Origin of the sequence: Bacillus sp. FSL W8-0223 (assembly GCF_038006805.1) — a bacterium.
Taxonomy (GTDB): domain Bacteria; phylum Bacillota; class Bacilli; order Bacillales; family DSM-4216; genus Bacillus_O; species Bacillus_O smithii.
Genome location: NZ_JBBOVX010000001.1, coordinates 1,679,717 through 1,696,558, shown reverse-complemented (window position 1 = coordinate 1,696,558; position 16,842 = coordinate 1,679,717). Strand labels below are relative to the sequence as shown.

The window sequence follows — 16,842 nt, the reverse complement described above, 5'->3', positions numbered from 1 at the left end:
TTTTTAAAATTTTCTAAAAATATATTCGTTTCAAGTTTTATTAGCGATAAAAAGCGGAAGCTCCCTAGTCAGCCCCGAAAAAATGAGGGAAATTCTTTATCGGAATGACAAAAGCGACTCGATCGGTTTCTGTTATGGTTAGTGTCATGTTGTACACACCTTCTTAAGAATATAAATGACAACGAACCATTCGTTCATTACCAAGATTGATTAGCTTTGGCTGTTCAACTTTGCATCTATCATACGCCAATGGGCAACGGCTTTGAAAAGAGCAACCTTTTATAGTGGACGAAGGATTTGGAATCTCCCCTTCTAAAAAAATTCGTTTTCGCTTTTCTTCTTTCAAAACTGAAGGTATAGAAGAAACAAGGGTTTGCGTATAAGGATGAAGTGGTTCTTTGTAAATATGATCAACATCCGATGCCTCCACAATTTTCCCTAAATACATAACGGTTACTCGATCACTCATATAATGAACAACGTTAAGATCATGCGAAATAAATAAATACGTCAACGAAAATTGCTGTTGTAAGTCTTTTAACAAATTTAATATTTGTGATTGAACCGAAACATCAAGTGCAGAAACAGGTTCATCCAGAATAAGAAGTTCAGGGCGCAGCATAAGCGCACGAGCAATCGCAATACGCTGACGCTGACCGCCGCTCAATTGATGGATGTACTTATTTTCAAAAGATGGATCAAGACCTATTTGTTCAAGCATTTCCAAAACAGATTGACGACGATCTTGTTTATTTCCAATGTTGTGGATGGTTAAAGGTTCTTTTAATAATGCACCAATTTTATGCCTCGGGTTTAGCGATGTATACGGATCTTGAAATACATACTGAATTTTTTTACTCAGCTGTTTTGATTTCTTTCCAACGAAATTGGATATATTTTCTCCTTTAAAAAATATTTCTCCCTCTGTTGAAGAAATAAGTTGCGCGATCATTCGTCCGGTAGTTGATTTACCGCACCCGCTTTCTCCTACCAGTCCAAGTGTTTCCCCTTTTTTTATTGAAAGAGATACACCGTCCACGACTCGGATTACCTTTTTCTTTATACCAAAACGATGAATTGGATAATGTTTTTTCAAGTTCAGTATTTCAACTAGATCGGGTGCCGGCATGAAAACTCCCTCCCTCCTTCTTAACCAAAAAACAACGGACCAACTGCCGGTCATTCGTCTGAATAAATTCCGGATTATGATGAAAGCAAATATCCATTGCATGATCACACCGAGAATGAAACGGGCAACCTGCTCCCCTATCAGAAATAGCAGGAACTGTTCCACGAATGGAATATAAACGTTTATTTTTCTTATTTGGCGTGGGAATTGAATTTAAAAGCCCGATTGTATAAGGATGCTGAGGAGAGTCAAATACTTGCTGAACCGTTCCTTCTTCAACAATTTGTCCGGCATACATGACCGCCACACGATCACAAATTTCGGCTATAACCCCCATATCATGAGAAATAAACAGAAGAGCCGTCCCTTCTTTCTTCACTTCTTCCATCAATTGCAGGATTTGAGCTTGAATGGTCACATCTAAAGCAGTTGTTGGCTCATCAGCAATGAGCAATTTAGGATAGCAGGCTAAAGCAATGGCAATCATCACCCTCTGCCTCATCCCTCCTGAAAGTCGATGGGGATACTCTTTCAGCAAATCTTCTGGCCGGGATAAGCCCACTTTTTTCATGATATGAACAGCTTGCTGTTTTGCCTCCTTACACTTCATTCCTAAATGAAACGTAAACATTTCCATTATCTGTTCTCCCACTGTCAATGAAGGATTCAGTGAGGTCATTGGATCTTGAAAAATCATCGAAATCTCTTTTCCGCGTAAGCGACGTATTTCGTCTCTTTTTTTTTCATGAAGAGATTGGGAACCGTATGTAATTCTACCTTCTGATAAAACCATGGAGTTCGGCAGAAGATCTACGATGGAAAGAGCAAGAGCGCTTTTTCCGCTCCCAGATTCACCAACAATCCCTAATGTTTCACCCACGTGGATTGTTAAAGAGACTCCATTAATGACTTTCAGATTTCTTCTCGAATTTTTCAACGAAACATGAAGATCACTTATTTTAAGCAGCTCTTCTTTCTCATGATTTTCTTTCAACATTACTTTCCCTCCTTTCTAGTCCTTCCGCGCTATCCAGTCCCTTATCCCATCTCCAAACAAGTTGAATCCAAGAACCGTCAACGTAATGAATATGCCGGGAGCAAGTGTATACCATGGTGCTTTATAAATGTAACTTTGCGATTCATTCAACATTCTGCCCCAACTTGGATCCGGAGGTTGAACACCTAATCCCAAATAACTGAGTGCCGCTTCTATTAAAATAGCAGCTGAAAAATTTAAAGAGGCTGCTACAATAATAGGCGACAAAATATTTGGAAGAATATGATAAACAATGATTCTAAGATGCCCCGCTCCTAAATGTCTGGCCGCTGTTACAAAATCAGTTTTTTTATAGGCCAAAAAGCCGCTGCGAATAATTCGGGCAAACCCGGGAATAAAAAAAATACCAACCGCTATAATCGTCTGCGTTAAATCGGGCTTAAAAATAGAGACGAGAACGAGTGCTATGATAATTCCTGGAAATGCCAATAAAGCATCCATCAGGCGCATCAAAATTTCATCCACCCATTTTCCTAAATAACCCGAAGCAGCCCCGATGACCAATCCACCGGTGATGCCAATGGCAACGGAGAAGAAACCTACTGTAAAAGCTGTTTGAGAACCCTCCATTACGCGGCTTAAAATATCCCTTCCAAAGTTATCTGTCCCTAAAAGATACTTGAGGCTTGGACTGGCAAGGCGATCCCCAATGTTCATTTCATTCACGTTGTGCGGCAAATAGACGAAACTTACCAACATGAGTAAAAACATTGCCGAAACCAAAATCATTCCAATCCATAGATTGCTGTTTTTCGAAAGATTCATGCGGACCACCCTATTTTAATTCTATTTTCGGATCTAACCAACGATAGGTTAAATCCACTATTAAGTTAACTAAAACAACAAGAAACGCTATAATAAGGACCATCCCTTGAATAAGCGGATAATCACGGCTGCCGATGGCGGAAACAAGCAAACTTCCAAACCCGGGAAGTGTAAAAACCTGTTCAATGACTAAACTTCCTGCAAGAATTTCGCCAAAATTCATTCCAACTACTGTAACGACAGGGATAAGGGCATTTTTTAATACATGTTTAAAATAAATAGTCGATTCTTTTAAGCCTTTACTATATGCAGTACGGACATAATCCTCGTTCAGCTGTTCAATCATCGTAGTTCGTAAATATCGTACAACGATGGCGATCTGCGGAATTGCTACTGCCAGCGACGGCAAGAAAAGAGAACGAAAAGCCAGGAATGGATTTTTCGACCACGGAACGTATCCCCCTGCAGAAAACCAATTCAATGTAAATCCGAAAATCAATATAAGCAGAATGCCAGACCAAAACGAAGGAACCGAAAGCCCGATTTGTGTAATGATCGAGATCAAAAAATCCATCGTTTTCCCTTTGCTCTTCGCTGCCAAAATTCCTAAAGGTATCGCTGTAACAATGATTATGCTTAAAGCAATGATGGCTAAAGAAAACGTAACGGAGGAGCGGCTTATTATTAAATTTAAAACGGGTTCAGAAAATCGCAGCGATTCTCCAAAATCTAAATGAAAAATGTCCGTCATCCATGATCCAAATTGTTCGATAAGAGGTTTGTCAGTTCCGAGTTTTTTATTTAGAGCTTCTAATTGCGCCGGGGTAGCCTCCGTTCCTAAAATCGCCAAAGCGGGATTCCCGGGAATAATTCGAAATGCGCAAAAAGACAGGAAAACGACAAAAATCAGTGTCAGAAAAAAAGTAATGATTCTCCTTACTACAAAATTCATACAATCACCTTGTCCCTTTGCCTAATTCATTGCCTCTTATTCTTTCACCTTAATCGTTGACAAATCTTGAACATAAATCGGATACGTTTTATATCCTTCCAAATTGTCTTTTAATGCCGTATTTGTGTTCGGATCCATAATATAAACGGCTGCTGCTTCTTCAGCCAAAATGGTCTGTGCCTTTTTAATGAGTTCTACCCGCTTATTTTCATCCATTGCCGTTCTTGCCTGTTCTAACACGTGATCAAACTGGGTGTTAGAAAAATTAAAGAAATTATTTTTGGATGTTGATAAATATTTATTTAAGATTTCATATGGATCTAATTTTCCATCCAGCCCTATAATGGTCATGTCATAATCTCTGCCTTGATAAACACGATCAAGCCATACTCCCCATTCGACGGTTTCAATTTTTGCTTTAATTCCGATTTTTTCGAGATACCGCACGATTACTTGAGCTGTATCCACATGAAATTGATAATTGGACGGTACCGTTATCGTTGTTTCAAATCCATTCGGATAACCCGCTTTTGCAAGTAACTTTTTCGCTTTTTTGATATTAAACGCATACTTGTCTTCCAAGTCTTCTTGATAATATTTGCCCATAATCGGGCTCATGTTCGAACCGATCTTTGTTCCTTTTCCTAAAGCCACTCCTTTAATAATTTCATCTTTATCAATAGCATAATTGATTGCCTGGCGGACCAATTTGTTATTGAATGGCTTTCTTTTATGGTTAAATGCAAGTAATTGTACTAAGTTTTGCGGAGCGCTTACATATTTGTATCCTTTGCCTAACTCATCTAATTTTTCACTGCCGATTCGAGGATAAATATCAATTTCTCCTGATTTAAAAGCCAAGAAAGCGGCTTCGGCATCTTTAATAATCTGAAACTCAACCTTGTCCAAATAAGGAACACCTTTCACATAGTAATTAGGGTTTTTCTCCAGAACAAGACGCTGCCCTGGCAAGTATTCCACAAACTTAAAAGGACCTGTCCCAATTGGAGTTTTATTGCTGTCCTTATAACCTTTCGGAATAACGGCAGCCGTCACTGCCGTTAAGAAAGCGGCTTCCCTTTGTTTCAGTTTAATGACGACCGTTTTCTTATCCGGTGCCGTAATAGATTCCACATTGCTAAATGAAGTGTACAATGGTTTTCCTGTACCAATCCCCGCTAAAAGATCATAGGAATACTTTACATCCTCAGCAGTCACCTCTTGCCCGTTATGAAATTTGACTCCATCTCTCAGCACAAATGTATAAGTTAAACCATCCTGCGAAATTTTATAAGATTTCGCAATTGCCGGGATAAGCTCACCTTTATTGTTTGGCTTTAGCAGCCCTTCAAAAACATTGAACATTATTTCTCTTGTTCCCGCGGCTTGAGCCAAAAATGGGTCCAAATAATCGGGATCTTGAGGAACTGCGACGACCACTTCTTTATCCCCTTTTTCTTTTGTGGAAGAAGTGCCAATTGATACCTCTTTTTGGCTTTCACATGCGGATAGCAATAAAACAATCGAAATGCTTAACCATAGCCTTTTCATGAAATTGGTTTTTTTCCTTTTTCTTCTTTTAATACTTAAAGCCATCCAAATGACTCCCCTTTACGTTAAAATGAGGAATTATATTTATAAAAGAAGATCCATTTTATTTAATAAATCTGGCACTTCTTCTATAGAACGAATCGTGTGAGGATACCGAATTTCCTCTATTCCCTCCTGATTAAACCGATTAATCAACAAAGCTTTCATTCTTACTTTCGAACTGCCAACCACATCATCATAGTAGTTGTCCCCGACGTATATGCACTCTTCTCCGGACACGCCAGCGTCTTTTAAAGCTATTTCAAAAATCGCTGCATCCGGCTTTTCAACGCCAACTTCTGAAGAAATAATTATATGATCAAAATAAGCAGTTAAATGATGTCTTTCCAAAAGTTCTCTTGCACTGTGATCCCAGTTGCTGATCACTCCCAGTCCGTAAGAATGCCTTTTTAATTTAGTTAACACCGAATTCACAAAAGCGAAAGGACGCCATTGCTCTATAGGCTTTTTCATCTCCAGCATTCTTTCGCTCTGTCTGCTCAAATGAAAATGGAGGCCAAGCTTAAAATTCAAAACACCTAAATACCAAGGATAGAAAGTTTGAACATCTTTTCCTAAAACACTAGGATACTCTCTCATAAAATATTTATCTGTCAGATGATAAGCCCTTTCGATTTTTTCCAACGAAATATAAATTCCATTTTCCGCTAAAAATTGCTGATAAACGTCCTCTCGTTGCTGATAAAAAAGGGTATAGCCTAAATCAAACCAAACGAACTTTTTTTCCATGTGTTCCTTCCTTCTTTTTAACGTGGACATTCATTTTAAAACTCGGAGTTACTCTTTAACAATCGGTAGGACGACATGCGACGGATATCGTCCGTCATGATAAATCGTTTGAGTTGCAGCAATAAAATCCGCTTCCGTCGCACTTCCCGGTTTGACCAATCTATTTGGATTACGGTCAAATGTCGGAAACAATGAACTAGTTATATCAAGACGAATGGAATGCCCTTTATGAAAAACGTTGGCAACAGCGCCGGCATTTATTTCATATTTAATGACTCGGGAAGCCGGCACAGGTTCTTGTCGTTCCAAGGAGTTCCGAAAACTCGCCCTAATGATTCCTTCTGCAACGTTATACGCATTTCCGTTCGGATGAACATCGATGAGCTTCACGACAAAGTCTGTATCTTGCGCAGTCGTCGATGCATACAGGATGACTTTTATGTCGCCAACAACAGAAACATCTTCTTCTAATATGTCTGATGTATAAACTAAAACATCGTTTCTCACTTCAATGGGAAGTTGATTTTTCGGACCCATCGGCGTTAAAACGGGATCAGCTCCTGATCTTCCGCCAAGTGCCGGTACTGGAATGGAAGGGTGATAAACAAAAATATCAGGTGATTCATTTTCAGGTGGATGAATGGAGAGCTTTCCATCACCATTGATTGAATTGGCTTTATATGAACTATGCAGATAGTAATTGGTATTTACCGTATTAGGAGGCGGCCATTGAGATGACTCTCTCCACTCATTGCTGCCCATCAAAAAGTACTGCACTGGCTTTTTATGTCCCCATTCGTTTACTTCATCTTTTAACCATCGGTTAAACCAGCTCAGTTGAATTTCATCGATGCGGTTGCCGGCATCTTTTCCAAAATCAAGTTCACCAACAAATCTCGACCATGGCATATGGTACCAAGGAGTAATAAACAAATATTGTTCATTGGCTGCCACAGCGTTCGCATATTTTTTTATACCTTGAAAGTTTTCAATTGTTCCGTCGATGAAGATGTCATACCATCCACCAATATGTAGAGCAGGAACGGTTATTTTCTCATAATAGTCCCGTATAGAGTATCGATCCCAATATTCATCCCTCACGTTATGTTCAAGCCACTCTTTATAAAATGGTGTTAATTCCTCTTTTACAACCGGCACATCCTTCAAAGGCAGGTAATGATAGAATGAGTGGATCGTCGGAGTCTTGAAAGAAATCTCTTTTAACCACTCCCATTTTCCTCTGCGAAACCCTTCATTCTGGCTAACAAACAATGTCCAAGACAAATTCAAAGCAAGAGCAAATGCACCATGTTTATAAACCTGTCCGTTATAGCCATCCGAACCAATCATTGCCGGAACAATACATTTTAAATAAGGAGGCCTCTCAGCAGCTGTTAACAATTGCACTGCACCAGCATAAGAAAAACCGTACATCCCGACTTTAGGTTCTACATCAGGCAAATGCGCCGACCATACAACCGTATCATAGCCGTCCTGTCCTTCCGTCCGATAAGGATCAAATGTCCCTTCAGACTCCCACCTCCCACGAGTATCTTGAACAATAACTACATACCCATTTTGGGCATACCATATTGGATGAGCGTAATTCATTGTCTGGGCATCGCTCTTGTTGTAAGGGGTTCTTAATAGCAAAACCGGATATTTTTCTTGGTCATCTGGCCGGTATATATCTGCATACAAAATGGTCCCATCTCTCATAGGAACAGATACATCTCTTGTAATTTGAATATTCTCCGTTACTTTCTGCCTCTTCATTGCTAAGCATGTCCCTACCTTCCTTTTATGGGTGGCATCCACACCATCGCACTTCAGACCGTCCCTCTTTCCAAACGGCTATTGTAATTTTTTCGAGATCCCGGCAAGCGGATGATCTTAACAGACTGAATTTTCAATTAATTTTTTAAAAAAAGAAACCTTTCTTCAAAATATTGTCCGTCATTCACGGCGCTAAATTGCAACGCTTTTGTCGATAACGGCAGTCCGCCCGGAGCCTTCCCAATCCCAAGATCGACTCTTCCGGAAGCTAGAGTAGACAAAACATGAAAATTTTCCGCTACTTTAAAAGGACTATAATGCTGAAGCATGACGCCTCCTGATCCGATGCGGATCGACCTCGTTCGGGCAAGCAAATACGACATTAAAACTTCCGGAGACGACCCGGCCAACTGTTCCGTATGATGATGCTTCGACACCCAGAAGCGCGAGTAGCCCCCTGCTTTTTGAGCGAGGCGTCAACAGCTGAAGAGCCTTCAAGGATCGGACTTTGATCTAATCCAAACTGATCACTAATGTGCATCTCCCTCTTTTCTATTCTTAGTTTTTTGGTATGAATAATAGGTTTTATTTTTATGATTAATCTTATCACCGGAAATGACAAAAAAGCAATACTTCCGGTGATAGAAAGATTTTTATCATTCATCCAAAAAATCTATCAATTCTTTTATGATACGGATGCTATTAACGATTTTAAATTTTTCAACCAAATGGTAGTGAAGTCAGCTCCATAATAAATGCTAGGAATATACGGTTTGAGCATCATCAAATGATCGACATGGACTTCCTTCCGGTTCATCTTTAATGCATTCATTAGGCAAAAATCCGATTTTCCATCCATATTGAATGGACATTTTGCCACTTCCAGATGATTTCCCTGAATTCAAATCAAGTCTCCCTTTCGCCCCATTAAAAGAAATTCCTAAAAGCCAGTATCGTAATCTGGTTTAAAAAACAAAAATGCTAATCATTTTTATTAGTTTCATTCCAACGATGGTGCTACTCTACTGTCTTCTCCTTGGTATCGTTAACGTTTTCCAATCTGTAGATTTTATTTGTTTTGCAATATAGACGATCTGTCCGATGTGATAAGAATAGTGGTACATTTGTCTTTCGATAGCTTGGATGACAGTATGAGGCTCATTCCGGATCGTGATGGTTTTTAAAAGATCTTTTTCGTCGATTTCATATAAAGTTTTTAAAAAAATTTGCCATCCTTTTTCCCAGTGATCAAGAAGTTCTTCCCTGCTTTTTAGATCGTTGGTAAATTCATCATCGCGATTTCGATTTGGTTTTTCTCCGTCTGAAGCAAAAAAGTCGGTCCAGCGCGAAATCATGTTGCCGTTCATATGTTTAACAATCATGCCAATACTATTGGATTCTTCGTTAAAACAGTAAAAAAGTTCATCTTCGGACAATTGTTCCATCGCTCTCTCTGCTGTTTTCTTCATATCCAAAAAACGTTCACGCACAACCTTTAAATACTCTTGACCAATTGTCACTTCAGCACCTCCAAAAAAGATCGTTATATTTGTTTTATTTCGCAAAAAGGATCCTAATTCCTGTTCATTGTTCATAAAAATAAGGATAAATCTCTTTATAGATTCTATTGAAAATAACGATCTCTTTTTATAGAAAACCGAAAATAAAAATCTGAATATTCTAAAAATAAATTGACGGTCACGCGGCGATTGGATATAATCATAGTAAACAGATATGATTTATGAAATTTTGAAAGAAAGGGTGTTGGAAAATGAGTGACATTTTAAATGAAGTATTGGCCGCCAACGAAGAATACTCTGCTCATTTCGGCGATAAAGCCCATTTGCCGCTGCCGCCAAAGCGTCGTTTTGCCATTCTGACTTGCATGGACGCCCGTCTTGATCCGGCTAAGTTTGCAGGACTAGCAGAGGGTGATGCTCATGTGATCAGAAATGCCGGAGGTCGTGCAAGTGACGATGCCATTCGTTCCCTCATTATCTCATATAAACTGTTAGGAACAAGAGAATGGTTCGTGATTCATCATACCGATTGTGGGATGGAGACATTTACCAATGACGTGATCCGCCAATTGCTCTCCAACAGCCTGGAAACAGCTGAATTTGACGGACAAAATTGGAAAGATGTAGGAAGAGACTCCGGTTCGAAAGAAGGCGAGTACATAGAATTTTTGCCAATCCGCAATCTAAAACAAAGTGTCATCGACGATGTTGAACGCATTCGTTCTCACCCTCTCGTGCCAAATTACATTCCGATCTACGGATTTATTTATGACGTGAAAAGCGGTCGTCTCGTGGAAGTACCAGAAGCGACTCGTATTGGACAAGCAGTCACCGTTTGATCATCATTGCTTTTTTCATATCACGAACCTACCGTTCTTTTATTTCAAAAAAATGAACATGTTTAAAGCATAAAAATAGCTGCTAAAAGTGCAGCTATTTTTATGGAATAACCGTTTCCTCTCGTTAACGGCCATTTTGTGCTGCTACTGTCATATTGGGTCACTCGCATTAAAATAATATAGTGTCCTTTGCGACATTTTCTTTATTTAAAAAACGTAATGAAGTATACTCCTTCTACATTTAGAAACCCAACTGTATCAATCATGAATTTGTTCCTCCCCGTACAGGTAATGATTCATGTGGAACTTTTGTTTTTGATGTTCCTTTCTTTTTAAACGGTATCCACCAATTTAATTCTCCAAATAATTTCATCAATATCGGAATTAGAATCGTTCTTACCAATAAAGCATCCACAAGTATTGCAAATGCTAATCCAAGTCCCATCTCTGCAACAACTCTTACATTTACTAATGAAAATGCGCCAAAAACAGCTATCATTATAATTGCTGCTCCATTCACTAATCCTGCTGTATCTGATAATCCTTTCACGATACTATTGTCATGGGATAGACCTTCTTCAAAAAATTCTTTCATTCGACTAATGATAATTACTTCATAATCCATACTTAGTCCAAAGAGAACCGTGAAAAGTACAACTGGCGTGATTGAATTTATGGTTTGATTCGGGTCAAAGTTTAATGAGAACTTGTTTTGAAAACCAAAAACCAATACTCCTATACTTGCTAAAGTGACAAGTGTATTTAGGACAATTGCTTTAATTGGAATAATAATGGATTTAAAGGTTATGACTAAAACAAAGAAACTGACTATAAACACGGTTAAAATCATGATCGGAATACTTTCGAAAACCTTATGGTCAAAATCCAATCCTGTTGCAGTTTCTCCCCCTACATAAGTAGTTAGATGATTCGTATTGTTTTTCTTAACGGTTTCCCTGATATCCTTTACAAGATTATGAGAGATTTTTGAATCTGCTGCTATATCAGATGCTACAAGGATAACTGTAGTATCTTTGCCATTGTCTGCATTTAACAAGTTCTCTAATTGTTCTTTTAGTGTGCCTGAAAACAAATTGAAATTTTTATAAGCTCCTTCATAATCTTCTAATTTCCATTCATTGTTCCAATTAGTGATACTCGTTACTTTATCAACGTAATCCAATTTGCTTACTTCATTTGTAATTCGATTAACTGTTTCTAAGTTTGATTTATCAATTATTTTTCCATGTTGCGATTTCAAAACAATCTCAATTGGAAATACATCACCTTGATCAAACTTATTGATCAACATCTCAAATCCTTCACGTTCCGGAGAATCGTTTGGAATAGAAGATGCACTAGCAACTGGTACTTGCATGTTTGTTTTTATGGCAGGAACAGCAATGATCAATAGAATGAAAAGCGATGGGATTAAAAAGACAACTGGATGTTTAATTAACTTATTCGCCAACCGTTCCCATATATTTGTTTTATTACGCCTATTAAATAAAGGTATTCTCCATTTGTTTACCCGGGTTCCCATCATTGTTAAAAGAGCGGGCAACAATGTTATGGAAACCAAGATAGAGAAGAAAACGACGATGACTCCTCCCAATGCGATGGAATTAAAAATCATTATATTGGGAATAAACAAAGCGGATAAACTAATTGCTACAGTTAAGCCCGAATAAAGAACAGATCTACCTGCCGTTTCCATCGTTTTTTTTACTGCCTCGATAACACTTGAATGCTCCAGCTCTTTTCTGTACCTACTTACGATAAACAGTGAATAGTCAACCGCAACTCCTAGCCCAACCATACTGATAATATTGGTAACTAAAATATTTAGAGAATAGTTCTGAGCTATAAAATATACTGTAGCCATCGTACCAGTTAGAGCAAACATTGCCATTGCTAAAGGCAATACTGCAGAAAATACAGTCCTAAATACGATGAGAAGAACTATAACCATTACCGGAAATGCAATCATTTCAGCTTTTGATACCGACTCTTTTGTAGCTTTATTTAAAGCGTAATTAAGAGCGGGTCCACCGGTTACTTTCACGTTAAAATTTTTATGACCAATACTGCCTAATTTAGATTCAATCTTAGGTACCAAGCTCGCTGCTTGATCTTCAGTTGCAGATAGTCCAACTGCTATATAAGTTGTTGATTTATCTTTAGAGACTAATTGTTTATTCTTGTGATCATAATAAGTCGTTACTTCTTTAATTTGGCTAAAACCATTGAGTTAGTTCTTAATTTCTCCAATAATCTTTTCATAATCTTTATCAGAAACTGTCTTTGATTTGTGTTGAACCACCACAATTAAGTTTTGAGGATATTTATTGGAAAATTCTTTTTGTATTATATTCTTTTCAGTCATCGATTCGCTTTTAGGGTCATTAAAACCACCAGAAGATAATTGATTAGGAAGATTAATGGCAAAGTATCCCCCTGCTAATAATATTAAAATCCAAAATAACAGGATTTTCTTTGGGTGACCAGTCACCCATTTTGCGAGTTTGGTAAACATTCATTCATCATCCTATTCTCTAGTTTGAATTTCAGATCTATTCACATAAAAGCTTCAAATTTTTTACGGGAATCGGCATTTGACTTAGTGTTAGAACATCTTCCACCAAAATTTATGGATTAAAGTGTAATGAATTCAGAATTTCCACTAGTTCTCCTTCGTTTTTCTCTACATTCGTCATCGGGAAACAGGGATCAATCCACCTTTTGATAACACTTCTGGTGCCGTCTTAACAGAATCAAATTTATTCAACATTCTTTCTTCCTTTCGGGTGAGTGACCAGTCACCCATTTATGTTGTTTAAAAAAAGGAAAACTTATTTCCCTAATTTTTATTACACCCTAATCCATTTAGTACGAAGTTGATTAAAAATTCAATTTTTTCATCTACAGGTAAATCTAATGGCAAATTCTTTGGCTGCAAATTAGGAATCAATGTATAAACCATTGAAAGTATTAAATAACCCGCTGCTTCAGGATAGGGAGTTTTAAAGATTCCCTGTTTCGTACCTTCCTTTAATATTTCACAGAACGGATGTCTGAGGTCTTTAAATATCTCAAACACTTCATCTTGAAAATCAGGGTGGTTTTGCAATTGGTACCTGGACCACAAAATTACAAATGGAATGTAGTTCTCACCAAATTTTAATAACTCAACTTTCGCACACAGTAATATTTAAGCATTGCTTGATATAATTAGGTATAGTGGCCAACCATTTATTCATTTGATTTTTAAAGATGTCCATGTTCAAAGAAACCTCGGCTTCCGCCAAAGTTTGGAAAAGGTCAATAAGTGATTGAAGGGCAGTAATAAAATCTATGTCTTTTACATCTTCGCAAAGGATGTAAAAAAGGTTGCCAATCGTCTTAGGATCCTCCTCTTTTCGCATTTGCCAAGCAATGAGAATATATCGTGTAAAAACAATGGTTGTATGGCTAATTAACATGTCGTAGGAACGTCCCTGGAATTCTTTCTCTAAATTTAAAAGGGATTTATTGCATTTGAAGAAGACTTCAATGTCCCAACGCATGCCGTAAATACGAATGATCTCTTCATTTTCTAATGTTGTATCTGTGCTGAGAATGGCAAGCCATTCGCTCCGTTTATTACGGTTTCGTACAAATAGAATTTTTACTGGAATTCCATTGTCTAAAGTAGCATAAACGGATCCGCGAATGTCTTTTTTACCCATGTGAGGTTTTGCCAATTTGTAAAGTTGATTCAGTGTGAAACGTTCACCATTGTAAACGTATCGCTGCTTTAATTGCTTCACCAAGCCAATGACAAATAACCCTTTGTTCGTAATCTTCTCAATTAAAGGCGCTTGTGTAAACCAGGAATCCATGAGAACATAGTCAGCTATAATCCCTTTTTCAAGCGCATGATCAAGTAAAGCTGAAGCCACGTCCGGTTTTGATTTCAGAGCTTCCTGGCGACGCTTATAGCCAGATGTTCGTTTATCAATATTGGTATTGATTTCTTGCAGGCGATTTTCCTTTTTCGGTGAACTTAGAAGAGCAAAATCAACGGGAATAAAAGTAAAACTATCGGTCCAGCCAAGGGTAAGCATTTGAAACCCTTTCAAGTACTGATGGGTAGAGTGATCAAAAACCTTAGCCAACAGTTCAACCGACTTACTACGGTTTCTTGAAAAGACAGAATCATCAATCACAAAAGCTGTGACACGATCTTTTGAAGTTAATGGTTGAAGCAGACGGATCATTTCACTGCTTAATGAAAGCAGAAACTTTCTCCAATGATAGGTTGGTGTATTTAAAAAGCGATAGACTGTATCCTTTCCGGGCAGATCCTGAGATCGTTTACTCATAAAAGCACGAAACCAGTTCTTATATTGGAAGACTAAAAGAAAAATCAGTTTGAAAACAGTAAGACAAGAATACCCGGAAAGTTTCGTAATATTCGCTTTTCTTAAATGATATCCAATATTTAATTCGGAAAATCCTTGTTTAATTTCTTTTGGTAATTGCGCAAAGTAGTCTTTATTCGTTATCATAGTGGTGACACCTTTCTTTTGGATTTGGTTTCGTCACCAATATTTTACCAAAAGAATAGGTGTCTTTCTTTATGTTTTAAAAAATGTCAAATGATAATTTTGTACTTCCAAAACCCATTTACATCAAGCATTTAAACAAGATTTTGGACTGCGAAAGTTGAGTTATAATTAAACCTTATTTAATAAAAAATAGACATAAACAAGACATGAATAAAGAAATCTGCCGACATATGTGCAATCATTGCATATTCCAATCCTTTTTTCCAATATAAATATCCGAACCATAAACCCAAAAGGCCGTTTAATACTAATGTTCGAATGAGAATAATTAATGAAAATTCACCTAATATTTGCACATTAGATGGCAAATGCCCAAGTCCAAATAAAAGTGCTGTCAGAAAAATTGCTATATAATAGAAGCTATTGGGAATACCCTCTTTTTCTTTTTTTGTTATACGTGCCAGTAACCAGACGATTAGTGTCATTATAAATAAACGCAGCATTAACTCTTCTGTGATTCCTCCATAAAACATAGCAAGTAATCCTTGCCACCATTTTGTAACAGGAATCTCATCCTTGTGGATGTCAATTAGAGGTGTAAATACAAATGAATCAAGGATGATGATGAGAATTGTCCCAACTAATGTAACTAAAACACCAATTATCATCCATTTTTTTGAGATTTTAGGTATTCTCTTTTTATAAACCAACGATTCTAAAATAGGAGACCTTAAACCAGTTCTTCGTTGAAGTCGTACACCTATCAATACTTGGATAAATAAAAATATAATACTAATGAGCGTATCTATTGCCACAACCAAAGGAACATTTATATCTTCCGGAGAGATTTGGTAATATTTATTATTCGTAAGAGTATTTTTTAGAGCTGTTATTCGATCCGGGATGATGGCAATTATCCCAATTGTACCTAACAATGTAAGTAAGGAAACCAGCTTTATTTTCCATTCTTTCGACACAAGTATCACCTCTTTTTTCACGTTGAATTATTAAAGTTTAATTACCTTCCAGATCGTAAAGAGCTAAGTTTATTCAATGGTTTCTCCTTTGGCAATCTCATTAGAATTACAAGAAAAATGCCGAATCTATCCCGTTTCTTAGTGGAAAAGATTCGGCATTTAAAATATTGTTCTAGATGGTATAATAAGTAGTATGGCATAGTACAATTGATAAACTTTATTCATTATTTAACAGAAACGTTGTCAGCAGATTAGGGAATTCTTTCGGCAATTAAGTCAATGTATTGTTCTCTAGCTAATAAATTATCGCTTTCAACAGAGCTAGGACCAACAAATTTTGTTCCTACTGCTACAACAGTCAATACAAATGCTGCGGCAATATGTGTAGCACCAACGTAGGAATAGGCTAATGCTATGACGAATCCTGGCTTAGTTGCCATTGCTCGCATTTTCTTATCGGAACTTGCTTGTTTTACCTCATCTTCAAATACTTTCATTAAAGATTCTTCTGTTTTTTGGATAGTTTCCTCTATGACCACATGATCTCCACTTTGGATGCCTTCTTTAAATTTTGTAAAGAAATCAGGGTCAACTTGTTTGAGTTCCGACTCGATTTCCTTTATCTTTTGGACTTGTTCATCAGTGTAAGTAAAATCCTTCAGTAGCGATTCTTCCCACATTTCGGGGAATAATTTAGCTACCTCACCATACCCGAATATTACACCTTCAAAAAGCTCCTCACCGGAGTAATCTTTTAATTCTTTACTTTGTACATTGTTTACGGGAATGGTAGAAAAAATGGACACTACTAAAGTGAATATAGCTAGTAGAGATAGAACCTTTTTCATTTCTTTTTCACCTCCTTTCAAGTAGTAATAGTTTATACTCTTTATTTAGTGGTTCTAGGTATAGTATTAAAGCTGCTATCATCGCAGTA

At 37.4% G+C, this 16,842-nt stretch carries 14 protein-coding genes and 1 pseudogene; 1 reads left to right on the top strand and 14 read right to left on the bottom strand.

All coding sequences use genetic code 11. From position 1 onward, the window contains the following. Window positions 1-163: 163 nt before the first annotated feature. The 9 genes and pseudogenes from NST81_RS08320 to NST81_RS08280 form a co-directional block, all read right to left on the bottom strand. The gene (locus NST81_RS08320) at window positions 164-1,129 is read right to left on the bottom strand and encodes an ABC transporter ATP-binding protein (RefSeq protein ID WP_341029356.1); all 966 of its coding nucleotides are present in this window, start codon (window positions 1,127-1,129) and stop codon (window positions 164-166) included. Beyond that, window positions 1,107-2,126 carry an ABC transporter ATP-binding protein gene (locus NST81_RS08315; RefSeq protein ID WP_341029355.1) on the bottom strand — a complete coding sequence of 340 codons (1,020 nt, stop codon included), beginning with the start codon at window positions 2,124-2,126 and terminating at the stop codon, window positions 1,107-1,109. Before NST81_RS08315 ends, NST81_RS08320 begins: the two co-directional genes overlap by 23 nt. A 15-nt stretch (window positions 2,127-2,141) precedes the next feature. Then, window positions 2,142-2,951 (bottom strand): ABC transporter permease, encoded by an 810-nt coding sequence (locus tag NST81_RS08310; protein ID WP_341029354.1) that lies wholly within the window; start codon window positions 2,949-2,951, stop codon window positions 2,142-2,144. A 10-nt stretch (window positions 2,952-2,961) separates the two neighbouring features. After that, window positions 2,962-3,903: an ABC transporter permease gene (locus tag NST81_RS08305; protein ID WP_048623312.1), complete on the bottom strand. Its 942-nt coding sequence runs from the start codon at window positions 3,901-3,903 to the stop codon at window positions 2,962-2,964. Window positions 3,904-3,939: 36 nt separating this feature from the next. Then, window positions 3,940-5,499: an ABC transporter substrate-binding protein gene (locus tag NST81_RS08300; RefSeq protein ID WP_341029353.1), complete on the bottom strand. Its 1,560-nt coding sequence runs from the start codon at window positions 5,497-5,499 to the stop codon at window positions 3,940-3,942. 39 nt (window positions 5,500-5,538) lie between these two features. Continuing rightward, window positions 5,539-6,243 (bottom strand): HAD family hydrolase, encoded by a 705-nt coding sequence (locus NST81_RS08295; RefSeq protein WP_341029351.1) that lies wholly within the window; start codon window positions 6,241-6,243, stop codon window positions 5,539-5,541. A 48-nt stretch (window positions 6,244-6,291) separates the two neighbouring features. Beyond that, on the bottom strand, window positions 6,292-8,019 hold the full coding sequence (locus NST81_RS08290) for a CocE/NonD family hydrolase (protein WP_341029350.1): 1,728 nt from the start codon (window positions 8,017-8,019) through the stop codon (window positions 6,292-6,294). 120 nt (window positions 8,020-8,139) lie between these two features. After that, window positions 8,140-8,554 (bottom strand): annotated as a pseudogene (locus NST81_RS08285) (LLM class flavin-dependent oxidoreductase); the annotation flags it as partial. 487 nt (window positions 8,555-9,041) lie between these two features. Beyond that, a complete protein-coding gene (locus NST81_RS08280; protein ID WP_341029349.1) occupies window positions 9,042-9,539 on the bottom strand; it encodes a DinB family protein in 498 nt (165 codons plus the stop codon). 251 nt (window positions 9,540-9,790) lie between these two features. Here NST81_RS08280 and NST81_RS08275 point away from each other — a divergent pair, with 251 nt between their 5' ends. Next, window positions 9,791-10,378 carry a beta-class carbonic anhydrase gene (locus tag NST81_RS08275; RefSeq protein WP_341029348.1) on the top strand — a complete coding sequence of 196 codons (588 nt, stop codon included), beginning with the start codon at window positions 9,791-9,793 and terminating at the stop codon, window positions 10,376-10,378. A gap of 262 nt (window positions 10,379-10,640) precedes the next feature. Here the strand turns inward: NST81_RS08275 and NST81_RS08270 are convergent, their stop codons facing one another. The 5 genes from NST81_RS08270 to NST81_RS08250 all read right to left on the bottom strand — a co-directional run bounded on the left by NST81_RS08270 (window position 10,641) and on the right by NST81_RS08250 (window position 16,753). Next, window positions 10,641-12,611, bottom strand: coding sequence for an MMPL family transporter (locus NST81_RS08270; RefSeq protein WP_255287952.1), 1,971 nt, complete (start codon window positions 12,609-12,611; stop codon window positions 10,641-10,643). Between the two features lie 18 nt (window positions 12,612-12,629). Continuing rightward, a complete protein-coding gene (locus NST81_RS08265) occupies window positions 12,630-12,914 on the bottom strand; it encodes a hypothetical protein (protein ID WP_048623306.1) in 285 nt (94 codons plus the stop codon). Window positions 12,915-13,566: 652 nt separating this feature from the next. Next, window positions 13,567-14,928 carry an IS4 family transposase gene (locus NST81_RS08260; protein WP_341029346.1) on the bottom strand — a complete coding sequence of 454 codons (1,362 nt, stop codon included), beginning with the start codon at window positions 14,926-14,928 and terminating at the stop codon, window positions 13,567-13,569. Between the two features lie 179 nt (window positions 14,929-15,107). After that, on the bottom strand, window positions 15,108-15,905 hold the full coding sequence (locus NST81_RS08255) for a CPBP family intramembrane glutamic endopeptidase (protein WP_341029344.1): 798 nt from the start codon (window positions 15,903-15,905) through the stop codon (window positions 15,108-15,110). A gap of 251 nt (window positions 15,906-16,156) precedes the next feature. Beyond that, window positions 16,157-16,753: a sporulation delaying protein family toxin gene (locus tag NST81_RS08250; protein ID WP_063329695.1), complete on the bottom strand. Its 597-nt coding sequence runs from the start codon at window positions 16,751-16,753 to the stop codon at window positions 16,157-16,159. Window positions 16,754-16,842: the final 89 nt, after the last annotated feature.

Coding starts and splice junctions, on each gene's coding strand:
- NST81_RS08320 (WP_341029356.1), bottom strand. CDS start 1,129: ATGCCGGCACCCGATCTAGTTGAAATACTGAACTTGAAAAAACATTAT.
- NST81_RS08315 (WP_341029355.1), bottom strand. CDS start 2,126: ATGTTGAAAGAAAATCATGAGAAAGAAGAGCTGCTTAAAATAAGTGAT.
- NST81_RS08310 (WP_341029354.1), bottom strand. CDS start 2,951: ATGAATCTTTCGAAAAACAGCAATCTATGGATTGGAATGATTTTGGTT.
- NST81_RS08305 (WP_048623312.1), bottom strand. CDS start 3,903: ATGAATTTTGTAGTAAGGAGAATCATTACTTTTTTTCTGACACTGATT.
- NST81_RS08300 (WP_341029353.1), bottom strand. CDS start 5,499: ATGGCTTTAAGTATTAAAAGAAGAAAAAGGAAAAAAACCAATTTCATG.
- NST81_RS08295 (WP_341029351.1), bottom strand. CDS start 6,243: ATGGAAAAAAAGTTCGTTTGGTTTGATTTAGGCTATACCCTTTTTTAT.
- NST81_RS08290 (WP_341029350.1), bottom strand. CDS start 8,019: ATGAAGAGGCAGAAAGTAACGGAGAATATTCAAATTACAAGAGATGTA.
- NST81_RS08275 (WP_341029348.1), top strand. CDS start 9,791: ATGAGTGACATTTTAAATGAAGTATTGGCCGCCAACGAAGAATACTCT.
- NST81_RS08265 (WP_048623306.1), bottom strand. CDS start 12,914: ATGTTTACCAAACTCGCAAAATGGGTGACTGGTCACCCAAAGAAAATC.
- NST81_RS08260 (WP_341029346.1), bottom strand. CDS start 14,928: ATGATAACGAATAAAGACTACTTTGCGCAATTACCAAAAGAAATTAAA.
- NST81_RS08250 (WP_063329695.1), bottom strand. CDS start 16,753: ATGAAAAAGGTTCTATCTCTACTAGCTATATTCACTTTAGTAGTGTCC.